The organism is Kitasatospora sp. NPDC053057, from assembly GCF_044546945.1.
GTDB lineage: Bacteria > Actinomycetota > Actinomycetes > Streptomycetales > Streptomycetaceae > Kitasatospora.
On the sequence record NZ_JBITZP010000002.1, the window covers coordinates 137967 to 159379 of the forward strand.

The 21413-nt window shown below is 72.3% G+C and carries 21 protein-coding genes and 1 riboswitch; of the genes, 7 read left to right on the forward strand and 14 right to left on the reverse strand.

What is annotated here, in order from left to right; all coding sequences use genetic code 11:
* Window positions 1–2: 2 nt before the first annotated feature.
* Together ACIG5E_RS03255 and hisC are read right to left on the reverse strand one after the other, a co-directional pair.
* Window positions 3–1367 (reverse strand): efflux RND transporter periplasmic adaptor subunit, encoded by a 1365-nt coding sequence (locus tag ACIG5E_RS03255; RefSeq protein ID WP_396531162.1) that lies wholly within the window; start codon window positions 1365–1367, stop codon window positions 3–5.
* Window positions 1368–1666: 299 nt separating this feature from the next.
* The gene (gene hisC / locus ACIG5E_RS03260; protein ID WP_396531163.1) at window positions 1667–2752 is read right to left on the reverse strand and encodes a histidinol-phosphate transaminase; all 1086 of its coding nucleotides are present in this window, start codon (window positions 2750–2752) and stop codon (window positions 1667–1669) included.
* 354 nt (window positions 2753–3106) lie between these two features.
* On the opposite strand from hisC, the gene ACIG5E_RS03265 reads away from it, so the two are divergent.
* The 3 genes from ACIG5E_RS03265 (at window position 3107) to ACIG5E_RS03275 (ending at window position 6861) form a co-directional block, all read left to right on the forward strand.
* On the forward strand, window positions 3107–4264 hold the full coding sequence (locus ACIG5E_RS03265) for a LacI family DNA-binding transcriptional regulator (RefSeq protein WP_355668971.1): 1158 nt from the start codon (window positions 3107–3109) through the stop codon (window positions 4262–4264).
* A 156-nt stretch (window positions 4265–4420) separates the two neighbouring features.
* Window positions 4421–5776, forward strand: a complete 1356-nt coding sequence (locus ACIG5E_RS03270; RefSeq protein WP_396531165.1) for a metallophosphoesterase — start codon at window positions 4421–4423, stop codon at window positions 5774–5776.
* 260 nt (window positions 5777–6036) lie between these two features.
* Window positions 6037–6861, forward strand: coding sequence for a hypothetical protein (locus ACIG5E_RS03275; RefSeq protein WP_396531166.1), 825 nt, complete (start codon window positions 6037–6039; stop codon window positions 6859–6861).
* Between the two features lie 41 nt (window positions 6862–6902).
* On the opposite strand, the gene ACIG5E_RS03280 is transcribed toward ACIG5E_RS03275, so the two are convergent.
* Both ACIG5E_RS03280 and ACIG5E_RS03285 read right to left on the reverse strand, forming a co-directional pair.
* Window positions 6903–7871, reverse strand: a complete 969-nt coding sequence (locus ACIG5E_RS03280) for an aldo/keto reductase (RefSeq protein ID WP_396531168.1) — start codon at window positions 7869–7871, stop codon at window positions 6903–6905.
* Between the two features lie 12 nt (window positions 7872–7883).
* Complete coding sequence (locus ACIG5E_RS03285; protein ID WP_396531170.1) at window positions 7884–8480, reverse strand: NADPH-dependent FMN reductase; 597 nt, start codon at window positions 8478–8480, stop codon at window positions 7884–7886.
* A gap of 101 nt (window positions 8481–8581) precedes the next feature.
* Here ACIG5E_RS03285 and ACIG5E_RS03290 point away from each other — a divergent pair, with 101 nt between their 5' ends.
* Entirely contained in the window at window positions 8582–9418 is an 837-nt protein-coding gene (locus tag ACIG5E_RS03290) for a helix-turn-helix domain-containing protein (RefSeq protein WP_396531171.1), read from the forward strand.
* Window positions 9419–9421: 3 nt separating this feature from the next.
* Here ACIG5E_RS03290 and ACIG5E_RS03295 read toward each other — a convergent pair whose 3' ends face one another.
* Entirely contained in the window at window positions 9422–10354 is a 933-nt protein-coding gene (locus ACIG5E_RS03295) for a LysR family transcriptional regulator (RefSeq protein ID WP_396531172.1), read from the reverse strand.
* 111 nt (window positions 10355–10465) lie between these two features.
* Between ACIG5E_RS03295 and ACIG5E_RS03300 the strand changes: the two genes are divergently transcribed.
* On the forward strand, window positions 10466–10861 hold the full coding sequence (locus tag ACIG5E_RS03300; RefSeq protein WP_396531174.1) for a VOC family protein: 396 nt from the start codon (window positions 10466–10468) through the stop codon (window positions 10859–10861).
* A 250-nt stretch (window positions 10862–11111) separates the two neighbouring features.
* On the opposite strand, the gene ACIG5E_RS03305 is transcribed toward ACIG5E_RS03300, so the two are convergent.
* The 7 genes from ACIG5E_RS03305 to ACIG5E_RS03335 all read right to left on the reverse strand — a co-directional run bounded on the left by ACIG5E_RS03305 (window position 11112) and on the right by ACIG5E_RS03335 (window position 17868).
* Window positions 11112–11339, reverse strand: a complete 228-nt coding sequence (locus tag ACIG5E_RS03305) for an AbrB/MazE/SpoVT family DNA-binding domain-containing protein (RefSeq protein WP_396531175.1) — start codon at window positions 11337–11339, stop codon at window positions 11112–11114.
* Between the two features lie 179 nt (window positions 11340–11518).
* A complete protein-coding gene (locus ACIG5E_RS03310; RefSeq protein WP_396531176.1) occupies window positions 11519–12892 on the reverse strand; it encodes a toll/interleukin-1 receptor domain-containing protein in 1374 nt (457 codons plus the stop codon).
* Window positions 12882–14075 (reverse strand): hypothetical protein, encoded by a 1194-nt coding sequence (locus ACIG5E_RS03315; RefSeq protein WP_396531177.1) that lies wholly within the window; start codon window positions 14073–14075, stop codon window positions 12882–12884. Before ACIG5E_RS03315 ends, ACIG5E_RS03310 begins: the two co-directional genes overlap by 11 nt.
* Before the next feature lie 269 nt (window positions 14076–14344).
* Window positions 14345–16159 (reverse strand): phosphomethylpyrimidine synthase ThiC, encoded by a 1815-nt coding sequence (thiC, locus tag ACIG5E_RS03320; protein ID WP_396531178.1) that lies wholly within the window; start codon window positions 16157–16159, stop codon window positions 14345–14347.
* A riboswitch (TPP riboswitch) is annotated at window positions 16154–16289 on the reverse strand. It overlaps the preceding gene by 6 nt.
* A 167-nt stretch (window positions 16290–16456) precedes the next feature.
* Entirely contained in the window at window positions 16457–16657 is a 201-nt protein-coding gene (locus tag ACIG5E_RS03325) for a DUF5326 family protein (RefSeq protein WP_030278197.1), read from the reverse strand.
* Between the two features lie 180 nt (window positions 16658–16837).
* Window positions 16838–17506 carry a thiaminase II gene (gene tenA / locus ACIG5E_RS03330; RefSeq protein ID WP_396531179.1) on the reverse strand — a complete coding sequence of 223 codons (669 nt, stop codon included), beginning with the start codon at window positions 17504–17506 and terminating at the stop codon, window positions 16838–16840.
* A 44-nt stretch (window positions 17507–17550) separates the two neighbouring features.
* A complete protein-coding gene (locus tag ACIG5E_RS03335) occupies window positions 17551–17868 on the reverse strand; it encodes a cupin domain-containing protein (protein ID WP_270145602.1) in 318 nt (105 codons plus the stop codon).
* Between the two features lie 131 nt (window positions 17869–17999).
* On the opposite strand from ACIG5E_RS03335, the gene ACIG5E_RS03340 reads away from it, so the two are divergent.
* Window positions 18000–18380 (forward strand): phage holin family protein, encoded by a 381-nt coding sequence (locus ACIG5E_RS03340; RefSeq protein ID WP_396531180.1) that lies wholly within the window; start codon window positions 18000–18002, stop codon window positions 18378–18380.
* Between the two features lie 93 nt (window positions 18381–18473).
* Here ACIG5E_RS03340 and ACIG5E_RS03345 read toward each other — a convergent pair whose 3' ends face one another.
* Window positions 18474–18863, reverse strand: coding sequence for an SsgA family sporulation/cell division regulator (locus ACIG5E_RS03345; RefSeq protein ID WP_396531446.1), 390 nt, complete (start codon window positions 18861–18863; stop codon window positions 18474–18476).
* A 355-nt stretch (window positions 18864–19218) separates the two neighbouring features.
* Here ACIG5E_RS03345 and ACIG5E_RS03350 point away from each other — a divergent pair, with 355 nt between their 5' ends.
* On the forward strand, window positions 19219–19761 hold the full coding sequence (locus tag ACIG5E_RS03350) for an NUDIX domain-containing protein (RefSeq protein WP_396531181.1): 543 nt from the start codon (window positions 19219–19221) through the stop codon (window positions 19759–19761).
* Here the strand turns inward: ACIG5E_RS03350 and ACIG5E_RS03355 are convergent, their stop codons facing one another.
* A complete protein-coding gene (locus ACIG5E_RS03355; RefSeq protein ID WP_396531182.1) occupies window positions 19762–21309 on the reverse strand; it encodes a globin domain-containing protein in 1548 nt (515 codons plus the stop codon). It lies immediately after the preceding gene.
* Window positions 21310–21413: the final 104 nt, after the last annotated feature.

A 21413-nucleotide genomic window follows, 5' to 3' on the forward strand; every position in this document is an offset into this window, starting at 1 on the left:
GCTCAGCCCTTACCGCCCCGGCCACCGCCGCCACCGCCACCGCCGGCACCACCCGGGATGCCGACCGCGCCGCCGTTGCCGCCCCGGCCGCCGGCCCCGCCGCCGAAGCCGGGGAAGGAGCCGTTCGGGAAGCCGTTGTTGCCGCTGGTGGTGGGCAGTTCGACCTTGTCGCCCTCCTTGAGCCCGGAGACCACCTGCACGGTGCTGTCGCCCTCGACGCCCACGCCGACGTCGACCCGCTCGGTGCTCCCGTCCGGGTGCACCGCGGTCGCGGTCCGCGAGGACCCGGTGCCGGACAGCGCCGAGGTCGGCAGCGAGAGCGCGTTGTCCGCCTCGCCGGTGACCACCTGGACGGTCGCGCTGAGGCCGGTGCGCAGCGTGCTGGTGTCCCCGCTGAGCTGCAGGGTGGCCGCGTACTGGACGGCGGACGAACCGGCCGCGCCGCCGGACGAACCGCTGCTGGGCAGCGAACTGACCGACAGCACGGTCGCGTTGAGCTTGGTGTCGGACTGGGCGTTCAGCGTGACGGTGGCCGCCTCGCCCTTCTTCAGCTTGAGCGAGTCCAGCTCGGAGAAGTTGGCGGTGACCTGCATCCCGGTGGGGTTGGTCAGCACGATGAAGCCGCTCGGCGCGCTCGAACTCGCGCCCGTACCCGTGGACTTCGAAGAGGTGGACGAACCCGAGGACGGAGCCCCCACGGTGTCCCCGACCTTCGCCGAGACCGAGGCGACCGTGCCGTCCACCGAGGCGGTGAGCGTCGTCCCGGCCAGCGCGGCCTGGGCGTTGGAGAGGGTGGTCTGCGCGGTGGCGACCTGCTGCTGGGCCTGGGCGACGGCCGCGTCGTCGACCTTGGTGGTGGTGATGGTGGTGGTCTGCGGGGCGGGCGTACTGCTCCCGCCCGCCCCGCGACCGCCGCCGCTGCCGCCCTGCGGGGCTGTGGTGGCCCCGGGCAGCGGCTCGGTGGTGGTCGTGGTGACCCCGGCCTGCGCCTTGGTGAGGTTGGCGTTCGCCGTGGTGAGGGCCGCCTGGGCGGCGTCCACCTGCTGCTGGGCCGCCGTGGTGTCGACGGTCGCCAGGACCTGCCCCTTCTTGACGGCGTCCCCGACCGCGACCTTGACGGCGGTGAGCCGCCCGCCGGTGGTGAAGTCCTGGGCGGCGTCGGTCGGCGAGACCAGGGTGCCGGTTCCGGACACGGTGGCCAGGACCGTCCCCTTGGCGACGGTCGCGGTACGGGCGACGGGCTTGGCGGCCGCCGTGCCGCCGCTGCCGTTGACGGTGGCGTACACCAGGGCGGCACCGCCCAGGAGGGCCACGCCGAGCGCGGAGTTGACGAGGACGGCACCTCGCCGCCGTGGGAGCACCTTCATGGCGGACAGCTTCGCCGGGCGCTCTTGCGCTGCCCTGGGCGGCGGCTGGGAGAAGACTGACCGGCCGGATCCGGGCATTCCGCCCCAATCGCCCACCCCGGACGGGCACCTTGGCCGGGCCGTGGGCGGTCGTTGGCCGAACTCCCAGCGCCCTCCCAGCGATCCCCAGCCATCCGGCAGGCCATCCTCAGAGAGCCCACATCCTGGGACGCCGCAGGGGCGCACCCCCACGGAGTGCGCCCCTGCGAACCGGAGACCGGGAACCAGAAACCGGCGACGGCGACGGCGACGGCGACCGATCAGCCGTCGATCTCCTTGCGGAAGGCCTCCGCCACCGACAGGAAGATCGTGTTGCCCTCGGCCTCGCCGATCGACACCCGCACGCCCTCCGGGAACGGCCGGACGATCACCCCGGCCGCGGCGCAGGCCGCGGCGAAGTCCGCCGAGCGCTCGCCGAGCCCGAGCCAGACGAAGTTGGCCTGCGAGTCCGGGATGTCCCAGCCCTGGGCGCGCAGCCCGGCGACGACCCGGTCGCGCTCCGCGACCAGTGCCTCGACCCGGACCAGCAGGGCCTCCTCCGAGCGCAGCGAGGCGACGGCGGCGTCCTGGGCGAGCTGGCTGACGCCGAACGGGACGGCGGTCTTGCGCAGCGCGTTCGCCACCGGCTCGTGGGCGATCGCGAAGCCGACCCGCAGGCCGGCCAGGCCGTACGCCTTGGAGAAGGTGCGCAGCACGCAGACGTTCGGGCGTTCCCGGTAGAGGTCGATGCCGTTGGGCACCTCCAGGTCGCGGATGAACTCGATGTAGGCCTCGTCGACGACCACCAGGACGTCGCCGGGGACGGCGTCGAGGAAGCGCTCCAGCTCTGCGCGGTGGACCACGTTGCCGGTGGGGTTGTTGGGGTTGCAGACGAAGATCAGCCGGGTGTTCGGGGTGACCGCGGCGAGCATCGCGTCCAGGTCGTGGTCGCCGTTGTCCTTGAGCGGGACCGGGACGGGCGTGGCGCCGGCGATCCGGGTGATGATCGGGTAGGCCTCGAAGGAGCGCCAGGCGAAGATCACCTCCTCGCCGGGGCCGGCCGTGGCGAGCACCAGCGACTGGGCGACGCCGACGGAGCCGGTGCCGAGGGCGATGTGCTCGGTGGGCACGCCGAAGCGCTCGGCCAGGACGGCGGTCAGCTCGCTGGCGCCCATGTCGGGGTAGCGGTTGAACGAGCCGGCCGCCGCGACCGCCGCCTCCAGGACGCCGGGCAGCGGGTTGTTCGGGTTCTCGTTCGAGGACAGCTTGTAGGCGTCGGCGCCGGCCGGCTTGCCGGGCTTGTAGGTGGGGATGCCGTCCAGGCTCGGGCGCAGGCGCGGGCCCTGTGCTGAGGTACCACTGCTCACGGTCGTACTCCTTCGTGTTCTCTGCCGGTCCGCCCGCCCTCGCACGGTCGGGATCGCCGCCGTACCCCGGGCCCGGCTTCACCCGGGAATCTCGGGACGCGCCCGGACCACCCCGGTCGGGTGCCTTGCACGATACCGACCACCCTCACCCGTAGGAGTGAGATGCCCGGACGGGTTACAGGCGCAGATCAGCCATTCTGCCCGGTCCCTTTGGCACATGTCAGAGGTAAGAGGCCTGGTTTCAGAAGGGGATCGAAGGGGCGCACCCCGGCTCACTCTTGGAGAAACGTATCTCCGAAGGCTCCCGATGCGCCGGTCACAGACCCTTGTCAGGAGCCATACGATCGGTCCGCCATGACAGCAGCAGCCAACCAGAGCGGTCGGCGACCCACCACCTCACGGCGTCTGGAGCGGGCCGGCATCCGGGATGTGGCAGCAGCCGCCGGAGTGTCGATCACCACCGTCTCCGATGCGCTGAACGGAAAGGGCCGCCTGCCCGACGAGACCCGCAGCCGGGTGCGAGAGGTCGCCGAGCGCCTCGGCTACCGCCCCTCCGCGGCGGCCCGCACCCTGCGCACCGGACGGTCCGGCCTGATCGGGCTGACCGTCACGACCTACGGCGAAGAGCCCTTCACCTTCACCGAGTTCGCGTACTTCGCCGAGATGGCCCGGGCCGCCACCAGCGCCGCCCTGGGCCGCGGCTACGCGCTGGTGGTGCTGCCCGCCTCCTCCCGCCACGACGTCTGGGGCAACATCGCCCTGGACGGCACCGTGGTGATCGACCCGCCCGACCAGGACCCGCTGGTCAGCGAGCTGTACCGGTCCGGCGTGCCGGTGGTCAGTGACGGCAAGCCCGGCAACTGCCCGGTCACCGCCTGGGTCGACAACGACCACGAGGCCGCCGTGCTCGGCATCCTCGACCACCTCTCCGAGGCCGGCGCCCGCCGGATCGGCCTGCTCACCGGCACCAGCACCGACACCTACACCCGGCTCTCCACCGAGGCCTACCTCGGCTGGTGCGCCAAGGTCGGCCAGGAGCCGGTGTACGAGGCCTACCCGGCGCACGACCCGGCGGCCGGCGCGGTGGCCGCCGACCGGCTGCTCGCCCGCCCCGACCGACCGGACGCCGTGTACGGCCTGTTCGACCCCAACGGCACCGACCTGCTGGCCGCCGCCCGCCGCTACGGCCTGCGGGTGCCGGACGACCTGCTGCTGGTCTGCTGCAGCGAGAGCGACGTCTACGCGGCCACCGAACCGCCGATCACCACGCTCTCGCTCAAGCCGCGCAAGATCGGCACCACCGTGGTCAACCTGCTCATCGACGCCATCGAGGGCGTCGACTCCGGCACGGGCGTGGACATCGCCCGGCTCTTCCCGCCCCGCTTCCGCACCGCCGGCACCGGCCCGCCGCCGGGCACCCTGATGCCGACCGAGCTGATCGTCCGCGCCTCCTCCCAGCGGCGGAGTCCGCGCACCACCGTCAGCCCGCCCCGCCCGCCGGGCGAGGTGTAGACCTCACGCGCACCGGCCGACGGCCGCCGGGACGCCGACGAGACCCTACCGAGCCGGGACAAAACGGACCTTGCGGCACCGCCCGGCTGACGCTCCGGAGGATTGGATACCCACCAGGTGACGACGCCGGGAGAGTGGTCTTCCTATGATGGGCGAATGACACCCGAGGACCGCTTCCCCGGACCTGAGCACCCCCACTCAGGCCCCCGCCACCAGCCGGACCTCGACGTGCTGCCGTACGGCACCTACTACGAACCCGAGCCCGCCACGGGCTACCAGGGCGCACCGTACGACGCGGAGACCTACAGCGGCTACGGCGGCGCACGCTACCTGGAGCAGCACTGGCCCGTCGACGGCCAGGGCCACGGGCACACCGTGCACGCCCAGGCGATCGGCGCCGACCACGGGGCGGTCGACCAGTCGGCGGTCTTCTCGCACCAGGGCCAGGGCGATTACGAGGGCGACTACGAGGCCGCCGGCTACGAAGGCGGCTACGAAGGCGGCTACGAAGGCGGCTACGACGCCCAGGACCACTCCGGCCACAACGCCCAGGACCACCCCGGCTACGAGCCCACCCTGCCCGACCAGCCCTCCCCGGCCCTCCAGCTCCCCGACCGCGACGACCCGCCGACCATCGAGCTCGGCCCGCCGCTGCCCGACCCCGCCGCCCCGACCTACCCGTACCCCGCCCCCGGCCCCGGCGAGCCGCCCGGCCCGGTGTACGTGGTCGGCGACGTGCACGGCTACCTGGAGGAGCTGCGCGCCGAGCTGCACCACCAGGGCCTGATCGACGCCGACGGCCACTGGTCGGCCGGCCGCGCCCGGATCTGGTTCCTCGGCGACTTCACCGACCGCGGCCCGGACGGCATCGGCGTCATCGACCTGGTCATGCAGCTCGCCGCCGAGGCGGCCGCGGCCGGCGGCTACTGCCGCGCCCTGATGGGCAATCACGAACTGCTCTTCCTCGGCGCCCACAAGTACGGCGACGAGCCCGTCCAGTCCACCGCCGGCACCGCCTCCTTCCTCGCCGCCTGGCGGCTCAACGGCGGCCAGCAGAACGACCTGGACCGGCTGGAGGCCCACCACATCAGCTGGCTGTCCCGGCTGCCCGCCATCGGGCTGGAGGACGAGCACCTGCTGCTGCACTCCGACACCACCGCGTACCTGGAGTACGGCGAGTCCATCCCCGACGTCAACGACGCGGTGCACAGCGTGCTCGCCGACGGCAGCGTGGACGAGTGGTGGGACTGCTTCCGCCGCTTCACCAAGCGCTTCGCCTTCCGCGGCGACGCCGGCCCGATGGCCGTCCACGAGCTGCTCGACACCTACGGCGGCTCCCGGATCGTGCACGGGCACAGCCCGATCCCGTACCTCACCGGCGCGGTGCACGCGGACGACGGGCAGCCGCTGAACATCCCGGGGCCGTACGTGTACGCGGACGACCTGGCGGTGGCGATGGACGGCGGGGTCACCATGGAGGGCCGACTGCTGGTTGCCCGACTGCCGATCTGATACTCGGTCAACAACGGTCCGCCACTAGAACAGTTGTTCCCGGCGCTCGGGCCCCCGCACGCGCGCCGCCCGGGGCGCGAAATTCCGGAAACCGACTGTCAGCACGGCCACACCCGCCCCTACCATGAGGCACACCACACCCGGCCGCCCGTCCGGCGGCCCGCCTCCGCGCCCGTCCCGGCGTCCCGAGGGTGTCCCGCGTCCCCCGATGCGGCCCCGCGTCCTCGATGCCGGCCGGGGTCCGCATGAACGGGGTCCCCATGTCCAACCCCCCGCCGCTGCACGCCGAGGACCGCCCGGAGTACGAGCGCCTCCTCGGCGAAGCCCTGCGCGACCGCACCGTCCTCACCGCCCTGCGCGCCCCCGGCGCGCTCACCGCCGACCAGCTCCGCGTCCTCGCCCTGCGCGACGCCGACGCCGTCAACACCGCGGCCGGCACCGAGTACGCCCACTACACCGCGCTGCGCGAGAGCCTGCGCGCCACACCCCCGCCGCCGGCCGACGTCGAACCGTACGCCCCCGGGCTGCTCAGCCAGCTGCGCTCCACCAACGGCGGCGCCGGGTTGTTCCCCGTCCTCACCGTGCTCACCCCGATCCTCGCCTGGTCCGCCGGACTGGTCCTGCTGCTGGTCGGCTACCTGCTGCGCGCCGCCGACTCCGGCCTCCTCCTCGCCCGCTCGATGGTCACCGCCGGCTGGGTCGCGCTCGCCATCGGAGTCGCCGCGATGGTCGTCGGCATCATCGGGCTGCTGCTCACCGCCATGCGCGACGGTACCGCCGCCCCGGCCGGCACCGACCCGGAGCTCGCCGCCGAACTCGCCGCCGCCCGGGCCGAATGGCGCACCGCCCTGCGCGAGCGCGGCCTGCTGCCGTACCTCCACACCCAGCTGCCAGCCGTCCCCGGCCGGCCGGCCCCCGGCTTCACCAGCCCCGGCTACAGCCCGCCCGCCTTCACCGGCCCCGGCCCCGACGGCCTCACCGAACCCGAGGGCCGCGCCTCCCGCCCGGCCGCCTTCACCCCACCCGACTTCACCGGGCCCGGCTACACCTCGCCCGACTTCACCGGGCCGGACGACGTCGGCTGACCACACCGCCGGCCCGGCCGCCCAGCGGTGCCCGGCAGCGCTCAGAAACCGGTCGGCAGCCGGGGCGTGTACGGCGCCTCCAGCGCCGCGCGCTCCTCCCCGGTCAGCCGGACGTCGAGCGCGGCCGCCGCGTCGTCCAGGTGCCCCGGGCGGGTGGCGCCGACGACCGGCGCGGTGACCACCGGGTTGCCCAGCACCCAGGCCAGCGCGACCCGTGCCATCGGCACCCCCCGGGCCCCGGCGACCGCCCCCACCGCGTCCACGATCGGCCGGTCGACGTCCGCGAAGAACCGCCCGGCCACCCGGTCCCCCGCCGAGCGCGCCGTCGACTCCCCGTACGGGCGGGCCAACCGCCCCGAGGCGAGCGGGCACCACACCAAGCTCCCCACCCCCTGGTCGGCGAGCAGCGGGAACATCTCCCGCTCCTCCTCCCGCTGCACCAGGCTGTACTGGTGCTGCATCGACACGAAGGCCGGGCCGCCGTGCCGGGCCGCCGCGTGCTGCAGCTTCGCGAACCGCCAGGCCCACATCGAGGAGGCGCCGACGTACCGGACCTTCCCCGCCGCGACCACCTCGGCCAGCGCCGCCACGGTCTCCTCGACCGGGGTCGCCGGATCGAAGCGGTGCAGCTGGAACAGGTCGATGTGGTCGGTGCCGAGGCGGGCCAGCGAGCCGTCGACCTGCTCCAGGATCGCCCGCCGGGACAGCCCCGAGCCGCCCGGGCCGTCGTGCATCGGCAGGCCCGCCTTGGTCGCCAGCACCACGTCCTCGCGCCGGGTATAGCGCCGCACCGCGCGGCCGACCAGCTCCTCCGAGGCGCCGCCGCCGTACACGTTGGCGGTGTCCCAGAGGGTGATGCCGAGCTCCACGGCCCGCCGGAACACCGGCGCGGCCGCCTCCTCGTCCAGCGCCCAGGGGTTGTGGCCGCGGCCGCTTCCGCCGAAGCCCATGCAACCGAGCGCGATCCGGCTGACCACCAGGTCGGTGCCGCCGAGCTTCCCGTACTCCATCACGTCCCCCTCTCAGGCCGGGTACGGCGCGGCGGCCCGGGCGTTCTTCAACGCGCCCGCCCACCACACCAGTTGGTCGAACATGGCCTTGGCGTAGCCGGCCGCCTGCGGGTCGTCCGGGCGGCCGTCCGTCCAGGCGGTGAAGTAGTTCGGGAAGGACAGGCCGTCCCGGATGGTCACCGCGTGCAGCTCGGTCAGCACGTTCTCCAGGTGCAGCACGGCGTGCCGGCCGCCGGCCGCGCCGCCGTAGCTCACGAAGGCGACCGGCTTGGCCGTCCACTGGGTGAAGTGCCAGTCGATCGCGGCCTTCAGCGAGGCCGGGTAGCTGTGGTTGTACTCCGGGGTGACGATCAGCACGGCGTCCGCGCCCTCCAGGGCCCCGGTCAGCGCCGCCATCCCGGCCGGGCGGGGGTAGTCGGCGCCGGCGAACTTCGGCGGGGCGGCGGGCAGCGCCAACGGCAGCTCGACCTCGGCCAGATCGACGACCTCGACCTCGAACCCGCCGTGGGCGGCGGCCTGTTCGGCCACCCACGAGGACACCACCGGGCCGAACCGACCCTCCCGGACACTGCCGACCAGGACCACCAGCTTGTACGTGTTCTTCTCCATGCCCACCACGATCCGCCCGCCCGCCGGAGCCAGCCAGACCGTGCCCAGGCTGGCCCCCGCAGGGCCACCCTCCGCGCGCGCCCCACTCGTACGATCGTCACATGGGCACACCACTGGGGGACTTCATCCGCGCCAAGCGCGACAGCATCCAGCCCGAGACCTTCGGCCTGCCGGACCACGGCCGCCGTCGCTCACCCGGACTGCGCCGCGCCGACCTCGCCATCCGCGCGGGCATCAGTGTCGAGTACCTCACCCGGATGGAACAGGGCCGCGACCGCAACCCCTCCACCGCCGTGGTCAACGCCCTCGCCGACGCCCTCAGCCTCGACCCCGCCGAACGCACCCACCTGCGCTACCTCGCCAAGATCACCGGCGGCGCCTGCCCCCACCACGTCCGCCCGGCCCCGCCCTCCCGCGAGGTCCGCCCCACCGTCCGCGAGACCCTCCGCCTCCTCGAACCCGGCATGGCCGCCGTCACCAACCGCCTCGGCGACGTCCTCGCCCACACCCCCGGCTATGCCACCGTCCTCGGCGCCGCCGGCCTGCTCGACCACCCCGCCCCCAACCTCACCCGCTACGTCTTCACCGACCCCCGCGCCCGCGCCCTCTTCCCCGACTGGGACGACATCGCCGACGAGCAGGCCTTCGACCTCTGGCTGGGCCCCTCCGCCGAGAACTCCGAATGGCTCAGCACCGAACTCGCCCCCGTCGCCGGCCCCGAGTTCACCCGCCGCCTCGCCAACCAACTCGTCCCCCGCCGCGGCCCCCTCCGCCTCCACCACCCGGCCGGCCCCGAACTCCGGCTCCACCGCGAAACCCTGGAGTTCCCCGCCGACGCCCAACAACTCCTCGTCCTCCTCCCCGCCGACCCCGAAACCGCCGCCCACCTCGCCCGACTCACCCAAGCCGCACCGCCCCGCCTCCGGGCGATCTCCTGACGGTCAACCGTTCCTTCGCCCGGCACCGCCGGCGGCCACTTCCGCCGCCGCCCGGACGAACTCGCGGACCCGCTCGGTGGTGTTGGCGGGGAGCCAGACCGGGCCGCGTTCGATCGGTGGGGCGTCATGGATGGGGACGTAGGCGAGGTCGGGGCGGGGGTAGTACTGGCGGCAGTGTTCGCCCACGGGGAGGACGCCCCGGCCCATGGCGACCAGGCTGAGCATCTCGGAGAAGGTGGCGCCGGACGGGCCCTTGGGGGCGGGGCGGCCGGACGGGGTGCGGTCGGGGGTGCGGTCGCGCTTGAAGCCGACCGAGGTCACCGCCGGGTACTGCACGACCGGGTGGTCGGCGAGCACCTCCAGCGACACCGAGGCCTCGGCGGCCAGCGGGTGCCCGGCCGGGACGGCCAGGGCGCGCCGCTCGGTGAGCAGGACGGGGCCGAGGGACATGCCGTCGAAGGGGTAGGAGGCGACCAGGATGTCGATCGAGCCGTCCTCCAGGCTGGAGCGGGAGTTGGAGAGCTGCACCTCCCGCACGTCCACCCGGCAGTCCGGGTGCCGCTCGCCGAACAGCGCGACCGCCCTGAGCAGCACCGGGGCCGTCCACTCGCCGAGGAACGCGACCCGCAGCTCACCCGTCACCCCCCGGGCCGCGTCCACCGCCCGGCGTAGCGCCTCCTCCATCGCGGCCACCACCGGGGCGAGGTCCCCGGCCAGCTGCCGGCCGACCGGGGTGAGCCGGACGGACCGGCTGGTGCGGTCGAACAGCGGTGCGCCGACCCGGCGTTCCAGCTTCCTGACGACCTGGCTGACCCGGCCGGTGGTGAGGCCCAGCCGCTCGCCGGTCCGGCCGAAGTGCAGTTCCTCGGCGAGGGCGAGGAAGACCTCTGTCTCCAGCCGCTCCAGCATGCCGCCCCGCCCCTTCGCGCACAGCATCGTTTAATCTGACTCAACAATCGTACGGTGATCCGCCATTGATGATCAGCCCGGGTCGGAGGATCGTTGAACCCGTCACCGCCCGAACCCACACCACCGGAGCCGATCACCATGCGCGTCGTCGCCCTCGACCACCTGGTCCTCAACGTCGCCGACATCGAGCGGTCCCTCGCCTTCTACACCGGCCTCCTCGGCCTGGAGCCGGTCCGGGTCGACGAGTGGCGGGCCGGCAAGGTCTCCTTCCCCTCCGTCCGGGTCAGCGGCGAGACGATCATCGACCTCTTCCACCGCCCCCGCCACGAGTCCAACGTCGACCACATCTGCCTCACCGTGGAGCCCCTCGACTGGCAGGAGGTCGTCGACTCCGGCGTCTTCACCGTCCTCGACGGCCCCGGCCCCCGCTACGGCGCCCGCGGCACCGCCACCTCCCTCTACGTCCAGGACCCGGACGGCAACACCGTCGAACTCCGCTGGTACCCCCAGGACGCCACCGACGCGACCGACTGAGGACACAGGGTGCCGCCCCGGCCCCACGGGGAGGACCGGGGCGGCACCCGCGGAACAGCCGTCAAGGGCAGATCAACTGAACCGTCGGGAAGTAGGTGCGGTAGCGCGTGGCATCCCGAGTGAGCAGGCGGTAACCCCGGACGGCCGCATGCGCGCCCAGGTGGGGTCATCCGTCATGAGGTCCAGCAACACGCTGGAGTCGACCAGGGTCACCGGCTGGGTCCGCTCCTGTTCCACGAGCCCCAATCGGCTAGTCGCCACGCAACAGCTCCGTGATCTCGTCAGTCGACATGCCGCCCTCAGCGGTTCCTCGCATCCGCCGCGCCAGTCGCTCGCCCCGAGTGCCCGTCCCGCTCCGGCGCACTATCCGCAGAACGCCGTCCTCCTCGACCACATCCACCTCGTCCCCGGGGTGAAGGCCGCACTTCTGCCGGAGTTCCGCAGGAATGGTGACCTGACCTTTGCTGTTGAGTCGCATCTCGTAGCTCCTGGCATCCCGTATTACCCCTGCTACGTAATACTGCCGCGCACAGCGAAGCGCCGCCCCGAGAACCGAAAGCCCTCGGGGCGGCGCTCAGGTGTCAGGTGTCGGGTGTCGGGCGTCGGTCCGCCAGCGGGAGGTAGACCCGGTAGCCCTGGGCCGCGAACTCGGCCGCCTCATTCCGACGTCGGCTCGGTGAGCTGGAGCTCACGCACGAACTCCGCGACGATCTCCTCCGCGCTCGACTGGTACAGCGCCCGGTACTGGAGCCCGCTGAAGGGCTCCGGCAGCACGGTTCGTTCCAGACGGACCGGAAGCAGTCGGACGCGGTCCTCGACGTGTGCCCGGTAGAGCCGGTCCGCCTCCATCTGGCACCACTTGCTCTGCCAGTAGCTGGACGAGAACAGAAGCACCCCGACCGCGCTGGTGGAGAGCCCGTCAGAGAGTTCGGCCATCCAGTTCGTGCCGGCGCGGATCGTGCCCTTCACTCGATAGTCGAACACCTTCTGGAACGAGCCGCGCAGCAAAGTGCTGAACTTCGCCGCCACCTCGCCGTCCTCGCGTGCGTAACTGAGGAAGACCTGCTCCTTGCGTCTACTGGCCGACGCGAAGTACTCGGTTGCCTGGCCGACGTCCCGGATGTAGCCCGGTTGCTGACCGATCACCTTCAGGTGGGTGCGGAATGCCGACACCAGATCGGCCTCGGACTCCCAACGGAGCATCGCCTTGCGATGCCCCACCTCCGACTCCCCGAACAGCACCTGTTCGGCGGTCTCGGCCTGAGGGCCGTTCTCCTCACGGAGCAGCGGCAGCAGCGGGACACCCTGCCCGAGGATGAACCCCGCGGCCATCTGCGCCGCCGGATCGTCCAGGGCCAGGATCGCCCAGTCGAGCCTACGCAGCCGGGCCATCAGTTCCGGGTTGAGCCTTGGCGGCCAGGGTAACGGCGCGGGGTCCCATGCCGTATCGTTCAGCACCTGCTCCAGGGCTTCACGAACCTCCGGCTGGTAGTCACGCGAGAGCAGCAGACCCACCCTTCCGGCCTGGTGGGCTCGCGTCTTCCTCCTGATGTCCATCGCGAGGCTCAGCCGTTCGACGAAGGCCCGATAGGCCCTGCTGACCCTGGCGACCAGCGCCGAGTCCGGGGCATCCGAGATCTCCTGCGGGTCGTACTCGATCACCATGACACTCGGCGGGGACTGCATCAGACGCCGGTAGCGATGGTCGCAGAAGACGATCGCCGGCCGCCCGGCGCGGATGGCGATGCCGAGTTCCAGCAGGAAGTAACGGGCCTCCTGGCGCAAGGCCGCCAGGTCCCAGGACTCCTGGGGATCTCCGGGAAGCGGATAGACGCCGACGAAGCCATCAGCATCGCGGATCAGCCGCTCCAGTCGGGTGACGCTGGTGAACAGCACGCCCTCGTCGACCCGGAACGCCACTTCCTGGACCTCGCTGATGATGCGCCAGAAGAAGAGGTTGATGTCGCCGGAGCGGTAACGATGGCTGAGGAAGACGGTCGGCCGCTCGGCGAGCGCACGCTCAGTGCTCACCCGGTTCCTCCTCCGTCGTCGCCGTGGCGGTCACGGCCGCGCTCAGTGCGGACATGTCCAGGACGTCCTGCTGCCGCAGCTTGGCGTAGACCGCGTCGGAGGTGAATCCCGCGATGAAACCGACGGAGACCACGAAGAACAGGAGCCGCCTCGCGCCGGATCCGACCAGGATGTCCGGCGAGGTCGCCAACTGCGCCGTCACGAAGAGCAGGAAGGCCACCGCGCCGGCGGCCAGGCCTAGGGCGGAGGCCCGGTACCAGTCTCCGCCCCGGTCGACCGAAGTCCTGGTGATCGCGCCGGAGGTGGCCGCCAGCAAGGAGCCCAGGATGAGCGCGGTCAGGTTCAGCGAGGCGCTCGCGGTGGTGGCATAGGTGAGGGGGATCGTCGCCAGGGCGGCCAGCAGCATCACCGTGCCGACCAGCAGACCCAGAGTCGCGTGCCGCGCCTTCGACCGACGGCCTTGCTCCCGCTGCCGCTGTTGCGCCAGCCGACGACGGTGCTGTTCCAGCAGGACTCCCACCACCCGCTGCCCGGAGCCGGGCCGCCAACCGGCCCCGAGATCGGAGATCTCCTCCTCCGTAGCCTGGTTGCGGACTCTGCCAAGCGTCTCCCATGCCTTCCGCGCGCCACCGCCGAAGGCCGCGACCGGTGCCAGCGGTATCTCGAAGGCCAGGCCGACCATCGCGGTGACCAGGGTGGTCCGGCCACCACCTATCAGGACGATCCCCTGCACCTCGCTGAGCGATCGGTAGAAGGCGACCTCCCAGTCCGCCCCGGCCTCATGGCGGACCTCGAAGGCCTTCTCGTGCTGCTCCATTTCAGCGAAGTCGATACGTGGATGGTCGAACGGCGGCCGCACCCGGATCGACCGGGCAGCGACCGGCGCCCCCGCGAGATATCCCGTGACAACATGATGTTCCAGGAACGCGGGCGAGCTCGAATAGACCATCAGGTCGCACCCCTGCGCGGCGAGGGCGGCCCCGATCTCCTCGGCGGCCCGCGCGGCCGAAACACCGCCATCAGCCGTCTGGGCACTCCCCGCGGGGGAGCTCCCCACGACCGCCACAACCGGTCTTCTCAACTGCGCGACAGGTCCTGATAAACCATCACCACGCGTATTCCCGCGCGCCAAGGAATCGACCTCCTCCCCCGATGCCTGGCGCATGGTCGGTGCGCCAGGCATGGTCCAACGGCTCTTCACGCTCGGTCCACAGCATGGCAGAGACCGACGGCCCGGAACGGCGCGCCGCCGAAATATCGGCGGCCGGACGCTCGGCCGGCTCGCACCCCGGTGCGCACCCGACCACTTCGGGACGTCGCGGACGCCGCGCTGAAGCACATCCGGCGGGGTGGCGGCCGCAGTGCGGATCTTCCGGGCTGGGGCTATGACGAAGCGACGAAGCGCTGTTCCCGAGAAGCAGGTGCCTCCTGGGAACAGCGCTCGTCGGGGCGTCAGTCGGCCAGCGGGAGGTAGACCCGGTTGCCCTGGGCCGCGAACTCCTCGGACTTGGCCTGCATGCCGGCCAGGGCCTCGGCGTCGAAGTCGCTCTGCACTGCGCTGGAGCCGTCGCCGTGCTCGTCGCGGATCTTCTGGGAGATCTTCATCGAGCAGAACTTCGGGCCGCACATGGAGCAGAAGTGGGCCGTCTTGGCGGGTTCGGCGGGGAGGGTCTCGTCGTGGAACTCGCGGGCGGTCTCCGGGTCGAGGGCCAGGTTGAACTGGTCCTCCCAGCGGAACTCGAAGCGGGCGTCGGAGAGGGCGTCGTCCCAGGCCTGGGCACCGGGGTGGCCCTTGGCGAGGTCGGCGGCGTGGGCGGCGATCTTGTAGGTGATCACGCCGGTCTTGACGTCGTCCCGGTTGGGCAGGCCCAGGTGCTCCTTGGGCGTGACGTAGCAGAGCATCGCGGTGCCCCACCAGGCGATCATCGCGGCGCCGATGCCCGAGGTGATGTGGTCGTAGCCGGGGGCGACGTCGGTGGTGAGGGGGCCGAGGGTGTAGAACGGCGCCTCGTCGCAGATCTCCTTCTGGAGATCCATGTTCTCCTTGATCTTGTTCATCGGGACGTGGCCCGGGCCCTCGATCATCACCTGGACGTCGCGTTCGCGGGCGATCCGGCCGAGCTCGCCGAGGGTCTGCAGTTCGGCGAACTGCGCCTCGTCGTTGGCGTCCGCGATCGAGCCGGGGCGCAGGCCGTCACCGAGCGAGAAGGTGACGTCGTAGGAGGCCAGGATGTCGCAGAGTTCCTCGAAGTTGGTGTAGAGGAAGTTCTCCTTGTGGTGCGCCAGGCACCACGCGGCCATGATGGAGCCGCCGCGCGAGACGATGCCGGTCTTGCGGCGCGCGGTGAGCGGGACGTACCGCAGCAGCACGCCGGCGTGGACGGTCATGTAGTCGACGCCCTGCTCGCACTGCTCGATGATGGTGTCCCGGTAGACCTCCCAGCTCAGCTCCTCGGCCTTGCCGTCGACCTTCTCCAGGGCCTGGTAGAGCGGCACGGTGCCGATCGGCACGGGGGAGTTGCGCAGGATCCACTCGCGGGTGGTGTGGATGTTACGCCCGGTGGAGAGGTCCATGACGGTGTCGGCGCCCCAGCGGGTGGCCCAGGTCATCTTCTCCACCTCCTCCTCGATCGAGGAGGTGACGGCGGAGTTGCCGATGTTGGCGTTGATCTTCACCAGGAAGTTGGTGCCGATGATGGCCGGCTCCACCTCGGGGTGGTTCACGTTGACCGGGATGACGGCCCGGCCGCGGGCCACCTCGTCCCGCACGAACTCCGGCTCCAGGCCCTCGCGCAGCGCCACGAACTCCATCTCCGGCGTCACCACGCCCCGCTTGGCGTAGGCGAGTTGGGTGACGGCGGCGCCACCGCGGCCGCGCAGCGGGCGGCGCGGGCGGCCGGGGAAGACGGCGTCCAGGTTGCGCAGGTTGCCGCCGCGCGGCGAGGTGTGCTTGATCCCGTCGTCCTCGGGGCGCGCCTCGCGGCCGTCGTACTCCTCGACGTCGCCGCGCTGGCGGATCCAGGCGTCGCGCAGGGCGGGCAGGCCGCGGCGCACGTCGGGCTCGTAGGCGGGGTCGGTGTACGGGCCGGAGGTGTCGTACAGCGGGACGGTCCGGCCGTTGGTGAGCTGCACCTCGCGGTACGGGACCCGCAGGTCGGGGCGGGATCCGTCGCGGTAGGCCTTGCGCCAGGCCGGGGTGGGGTAGCCGGTGCGCTCGCTGCTGGGGGCGCTCTGGGCAGACTGCGGCTGTGCTTCGAACGTGGTCATCTGACCTCTACTCCCTACGCCGGCATTACCCGGTCCAGGTTCCTGCGGTCGACGCAGCCGTCGGTCCGTCCGTCGACGTCCCGGTCAGCGCCCTCTCAGCCCGGTGCTCCGAGCTCCCGCGTCGCAGGCGGTGTTGCCTGCACATGACGCCCAACACCGTAGCGAGCCGATCGCCGCAGGTCCAGACGGTCCCCGAACGGAACCGGCCACGGGAAGACCGCGGAAAGGCCGAGGCCCGGCCCCCGCGGACGGGGTGCCGGGCCTCCGGAGGTGCTCCGCGCGGCGCGCGGAGCGGGGTCAGCTCTTGGCGGCCTTCTTCACCAGGATCACCACGGCGGCCGCGATGCCGACGACGACCAGCAGCTTGATCACGATGCTCAGCAGTGCGCCGACCACGCCGAACACGAAGGCGATGACGTTCCAGGCCAGCACCAGGACCAGCACCGGGATGACGATGTTGCGCACCCAGGAGGGCAGTGACTTCCAGAGCTCAGCCATGTCGGTTCCTCTTCTCCCCTCGGGCCGGCTGCCGTCCGGTGCCGCTACCCGCTTGCTTTCGATGCTTCGATCGTACGGGGGCGCAAGCGGCGGAACGAGGGCCAACGGCCCGGAGAGAACCCCGAGATCACCCCGATCCGACCCCCCGGGACGACCCCCGAGAAACGGCGGGGACCCCGGTCAGACCGGCCAGCGCTCGCCCCGCCAGGCGGCGTCCCAGAACATCCACTCGTAGCGCGAGGTGGTCCTGAAGTGCTCGACCACCCGGCGCCGTTCGGCCGCCGAGAGCTCCTCGCCGAGCCGGTCGGCGAGCGCCAGCACCCGGCGCACCACGGACTGGAAGGCCTCGTCGCCGTAGGTGGCGATCCACTTGGCGTACAGCGGGTCGGGGGAGCCCTGGGCGAGCAGCGTCTCGCCGACCCGGGCGTAGATCCAGTAGCAGGGCAGCACCGCGCCGAGCGCCTCGGCGAAGGACCCGCCGTAGACGGTGGCCAGCAGGTAGCTGGTGTAGGCCCGGGTGGTCGGCAGCACCGGCTCGGCGGCGGCCTCCTCGGCAGTGCCGCCGAAGGCGGTGAGGAACTCGGCGTGCATGCCCTGCTCGGCGGCCAGCGCGCCGACCGCGTCGTCGGCGAAGGCCCGGACGTCCTCCTCGCCGGGCGCCCTGGCGGCGCAGACGGCGAGTGCCCGGGCGTAGTCGCGCAGGTAGTGGGAGTCCTGGACGACGAAGTGGCGGAAGGCCTCGCGCGGCAGGGTGCCGTCGGTGAGGCCGCCGATGAAGGGGTGGGCGAGGATCTCGGCGTAGATCGGCTCGATCGACGCCCAGAGCTCGTCGGTGAGGCTACGGGTCATACGAACGACCCTAGACCCACGCCTCAGCCGTCGGTCCTCAGCCGTCAGTCCTCAGGCGGCGAGAACACCACCAGCACCCGCAGTTCCTCGGTGATGTGGTGGAACCGGTGCGGGGTGCCGGCCGGGACGTACACCACGCTGCCGCGCCCGACGGTCGCGGTCTCGGCGCCGACGGTCAGCTCGGCGCGGCCGCTGATCACCTGGTAGATCTCGTCCTGGTCGTGCGCGGTCTGGGTGTCGGTGTCGCCGGGGGAGAGCGCGTACAGCCCGGCGGACATCCGCGGTTCGCGCAGGAAGCGCAGGTACGCACCGTCGTTGGCCGCCCGCTCCGCGTCCAGTTCGTCCAGCCGGAACACCTTCACCGCTGCCGTCCTCCTCCGACCGTCCCGTCCGTCACGTCCGTCCCGTCCGCCTCGCGGACCAGGGGCATTCAACACCAAGTCGTCCGATGGGAGCTTCCCCCGGGGCGGGGCGCCTGCCAGGCTTGGGCGGCATGAAGGGTTTCGTCATCAAAACACTGATCAACGCGGCGGCCATCTGGGTCGCCGCCTGGATCGTCAGCGGCATCCGACTTGCCGAGGGCAAGGCCGACTGGCAGCACAAGGCCCTGACGGTGCTCGGCGTGGCCGTGGTCTTCGGCCTCATCAACTGGCTGATCAAGCCGGTGGTGAAGCTGTTCTCGTTCCCGCTGTTCATCCTCACGCTGGGCCTGATCACCTTTGTGATCAACGCCCTGATGCTGTTGCTCACCTCCTGGGCGTCCACCAGGCTGGACCTGGACTTCCACGTGGTCAACTTCGGCTCCGCGCTGGTGGGTTCACTGATCATCAGCCTCGTCGCCTGGGGCCTGCACCTGGCCCTGGACGACGACTGACCCCGTCGTGCGGGGCGTCGCACCCGGCGACGCGGAAGGGGCCCGTGCCCGGGTGGTCCACCGGGCACCGGCCCCTTCGCCGTTCCCGGCCGTTCACCCCGCGTCGCACCCCCTGAGGATGTCCGCGAGCTGGGCGTCGAGCTCCCGCCCGGTGAGTTCCTGCCCCATCGGCACCAGCCGGTCGGTGCGCGCCAGGAAGGCGACCAGCGGCGCGGCCGGGGCGTGCAGCAGGGCGTCCCCGTTGGGGGAGTGCAGCGCGATGCGGACCTCCGAGAGCTCCCCGCCGAGCGGGTGGATGTGCACGTCGCCCTCGCCGGACGGGCCGCTGAGGCCGTCCAGCAGCAGCTCGCGCGCGAACACCCAGGTGACGGGGGCGTCGCCGGGCAGGTGGAAGGTGAACCGGACGGCGTACGGATCGCGGGGCTCGTACGCCAGGTCCGCCACGATGCCGAGGGACAGCTCGGGCGAGGCCACGAGGTTCATCACCAGGTGCCCCTGGACTGTGCTGTGCTGCATTGCGCCAGTACCTCTCTTCTGCCCGGCCTCGGCGTGTGGACGAGGGTTCCGCCGGCGGCCGGACACGTTTTCGACGGTTTTATGCAAGCAATCCACGTTCGACCTCATCGTCCATGTTTGGGAAGGTGGTGGACAAGGCGTGCTTTTTCAAATGGTGAACGAGGAAGATCGCCAAGCCTCGCAAGGAAAGTCGGGGACGAACGGAGGGTGGGATCCTCGTCCGGGGGCGGAACCCCGAACGGATGCACCCGACCGGGTCAGCGTTTCGACCTCCGCCCGGTGCGGGAGACTCCCGCACAACGCTCCAGCCCCGGAGGTCGCCATGGGCCCCGACAACCGAACCCCGCCACCGCGCCCGGTGGTCAAACGGACCGCGCGGGCGATCCTGCTGGAGCTGGACCCGGACGACCCGCACGGCCCGGCCTCGATCGTGCTGATCCGGCGGGTCCGGCCCGGGGCGCCGCACCCGTACTGGATCACTCCCGGCGGCGGGGTCGAGCGGGAGGACCGCACGGTGGTCGAGGCGCTGCACCGCGAGGTGGACGAGGAGCTCGGCGGCAAGATCGTGGACGTGGTGCCCGCCTTCGTCGACACCATCAGCCACACCCACCACGACGACGGCACCCTGCTGCACCCGCACGGGGTCAAGGTGCAGCACTTCTTCGTCTGCCGGCTGGCTTCCATGGACCTCAGCCGGCGGCACGGGCCCGAGGTGACGGACCCGAACGGCGAGTACCAGGTGGTCCGGCTGCCGTTCACCCGCGAGGGCGTGACCTCGGTGAACGTCGTCCCGCCCCGGCTGCGGGCGTACCTGGCGGCCAACATCGAGGGCATCCGCGCGCTCCTCGCACCCGATCTCAGCTGATCACCCGGAGGCCTGCTCGCCCACCAGGTCGTGCCGGATCCGCTCGGCCGGCAGGCCCGCCCGCAGCAGCACCCCGACCCCGCGCCGGACCATCGCGGGCGGCCCGCTGAGCACCGCCTCCCGGCCCTCCCACGGGCCGAACCGGCCCACCACCTCCGGCAGTTCACCGGTCAGCGCGCCCCCGGCCGGGCCGGTGCCGGACAGCACCGGCCGTACGGTCAGCCAAGGCAGGCGGCCCGCCAGCCCGCACAACGCGTCCAGCTCGTACAAGTCGGCGGCGTGGCGGGCCCCGTAGAACACCTCGACGCTGCGGCCGGGCCCGCCGTGCTCGGCCGCCTCCTCGACCAGGGCGCGGACCGGCGCGATGCCGGTGCCGCCGCCGAGGCAGAGCAGGTCGGCGCCGGCGGCGTGGTCGACGGTCATCGCACCGGCCGCCGGGCCCAGCCGCAGCACGTCCCCGGGGGCGGCCCGGTGCACCAGCGCGTTGCTCACCCAGCCCGCCTGGACGGCCTTGACGTGGAAGGTCAGCAGCCCGTCCGGGCGGGGCGCGGAGGCGAAGGAGTAGTGCCGCCAGATCCGCGGCCACCAGGGCGTCTCCAGACTGCAGTACTGGCCGGCCCGGAACGGGTAGGCCTGGTCCGGGCGGACGGTGAGCACCGCGACGTCCGGGGTGCGGCGCTCGTGCCGGACCACCTCGCCCTGCCACCAGGGCGGCGAGGTGCGGGCGGCCTCCTCGGCGGCCTCGATCATGATGGTGGAGATCAGCCGGTAGGCGCGGCGCCAGGCCAGTTCGGTGTCGGCGTCCCAGCGGCTGCCCGCGTACCGGGCCAGCGCCTGCATCAGGCACTCCCCCACCGGGGCGTAGTGGCCGGTCAGGGTGCCGTAGCGGCGGTGGCCACGGCCGAGCGCGCTCATCCGGGTGCGCAGCGCCGCCGGGTCCTCGGCGCCGCGGGCGGCGGCGAGCAGGCTACGGAACAGCCGGTCGCGCTGGACGTCCATGGCGGCGGGGAAGAGCGAGCGGACCTCGGGGTGCTGGAGGAAGAGCAGCGCGTAGAAGTGCGCGGTGGCCCGGTCGGCGACCGGCTCGACGACGGCGAGGCTGGCCCGGATCAGTTCGATGTCCCGTGCGGTGAGCGGGAGTTCGGTTCCGTCGGGGCTCGAAACGGCGACGGGCAGCGCGGCCGGGAGCGCGGCCGGAAGCTGCGGGACGGACGGCTGCTGCGCCACCCATGCGTCGCTCCGACTGTCGCCGGGGCCGGCCCAGTTGAGGCCGGGCGCGTCGGCGAACAGGGGCTGGAAGGCCGGCGCGGTGCCGGTGGTCGAGGGCGGCTCGGGGTAGCTGGGCGCGGGGACGACCGGCGGTTCGGCGGGCGGCCGCGGGACCATCGGCACCACCGGCCGCTCCGCCTCTGCCGCCTCCGGTTCGGGCTGTGCCCCCGGGTCGGGCCGCGCCCCCGGTTCGGGCTGTGCCACCGGCAGGCCCGGAACGGAGGCGGCCCCCGCCGAGCCGAGCCCGGTACGGATGAGGAGCGTTCTGCGGGACTTCACCGCTGCGTTTCGAGTACCCAAGAGAATCGTTTCGCCTCCGGCCGGCCTGCGCCACCACCTGGCTTGTCTCTGCTGACGCCTAGGCAGCGTGGCACGCCCGAAAA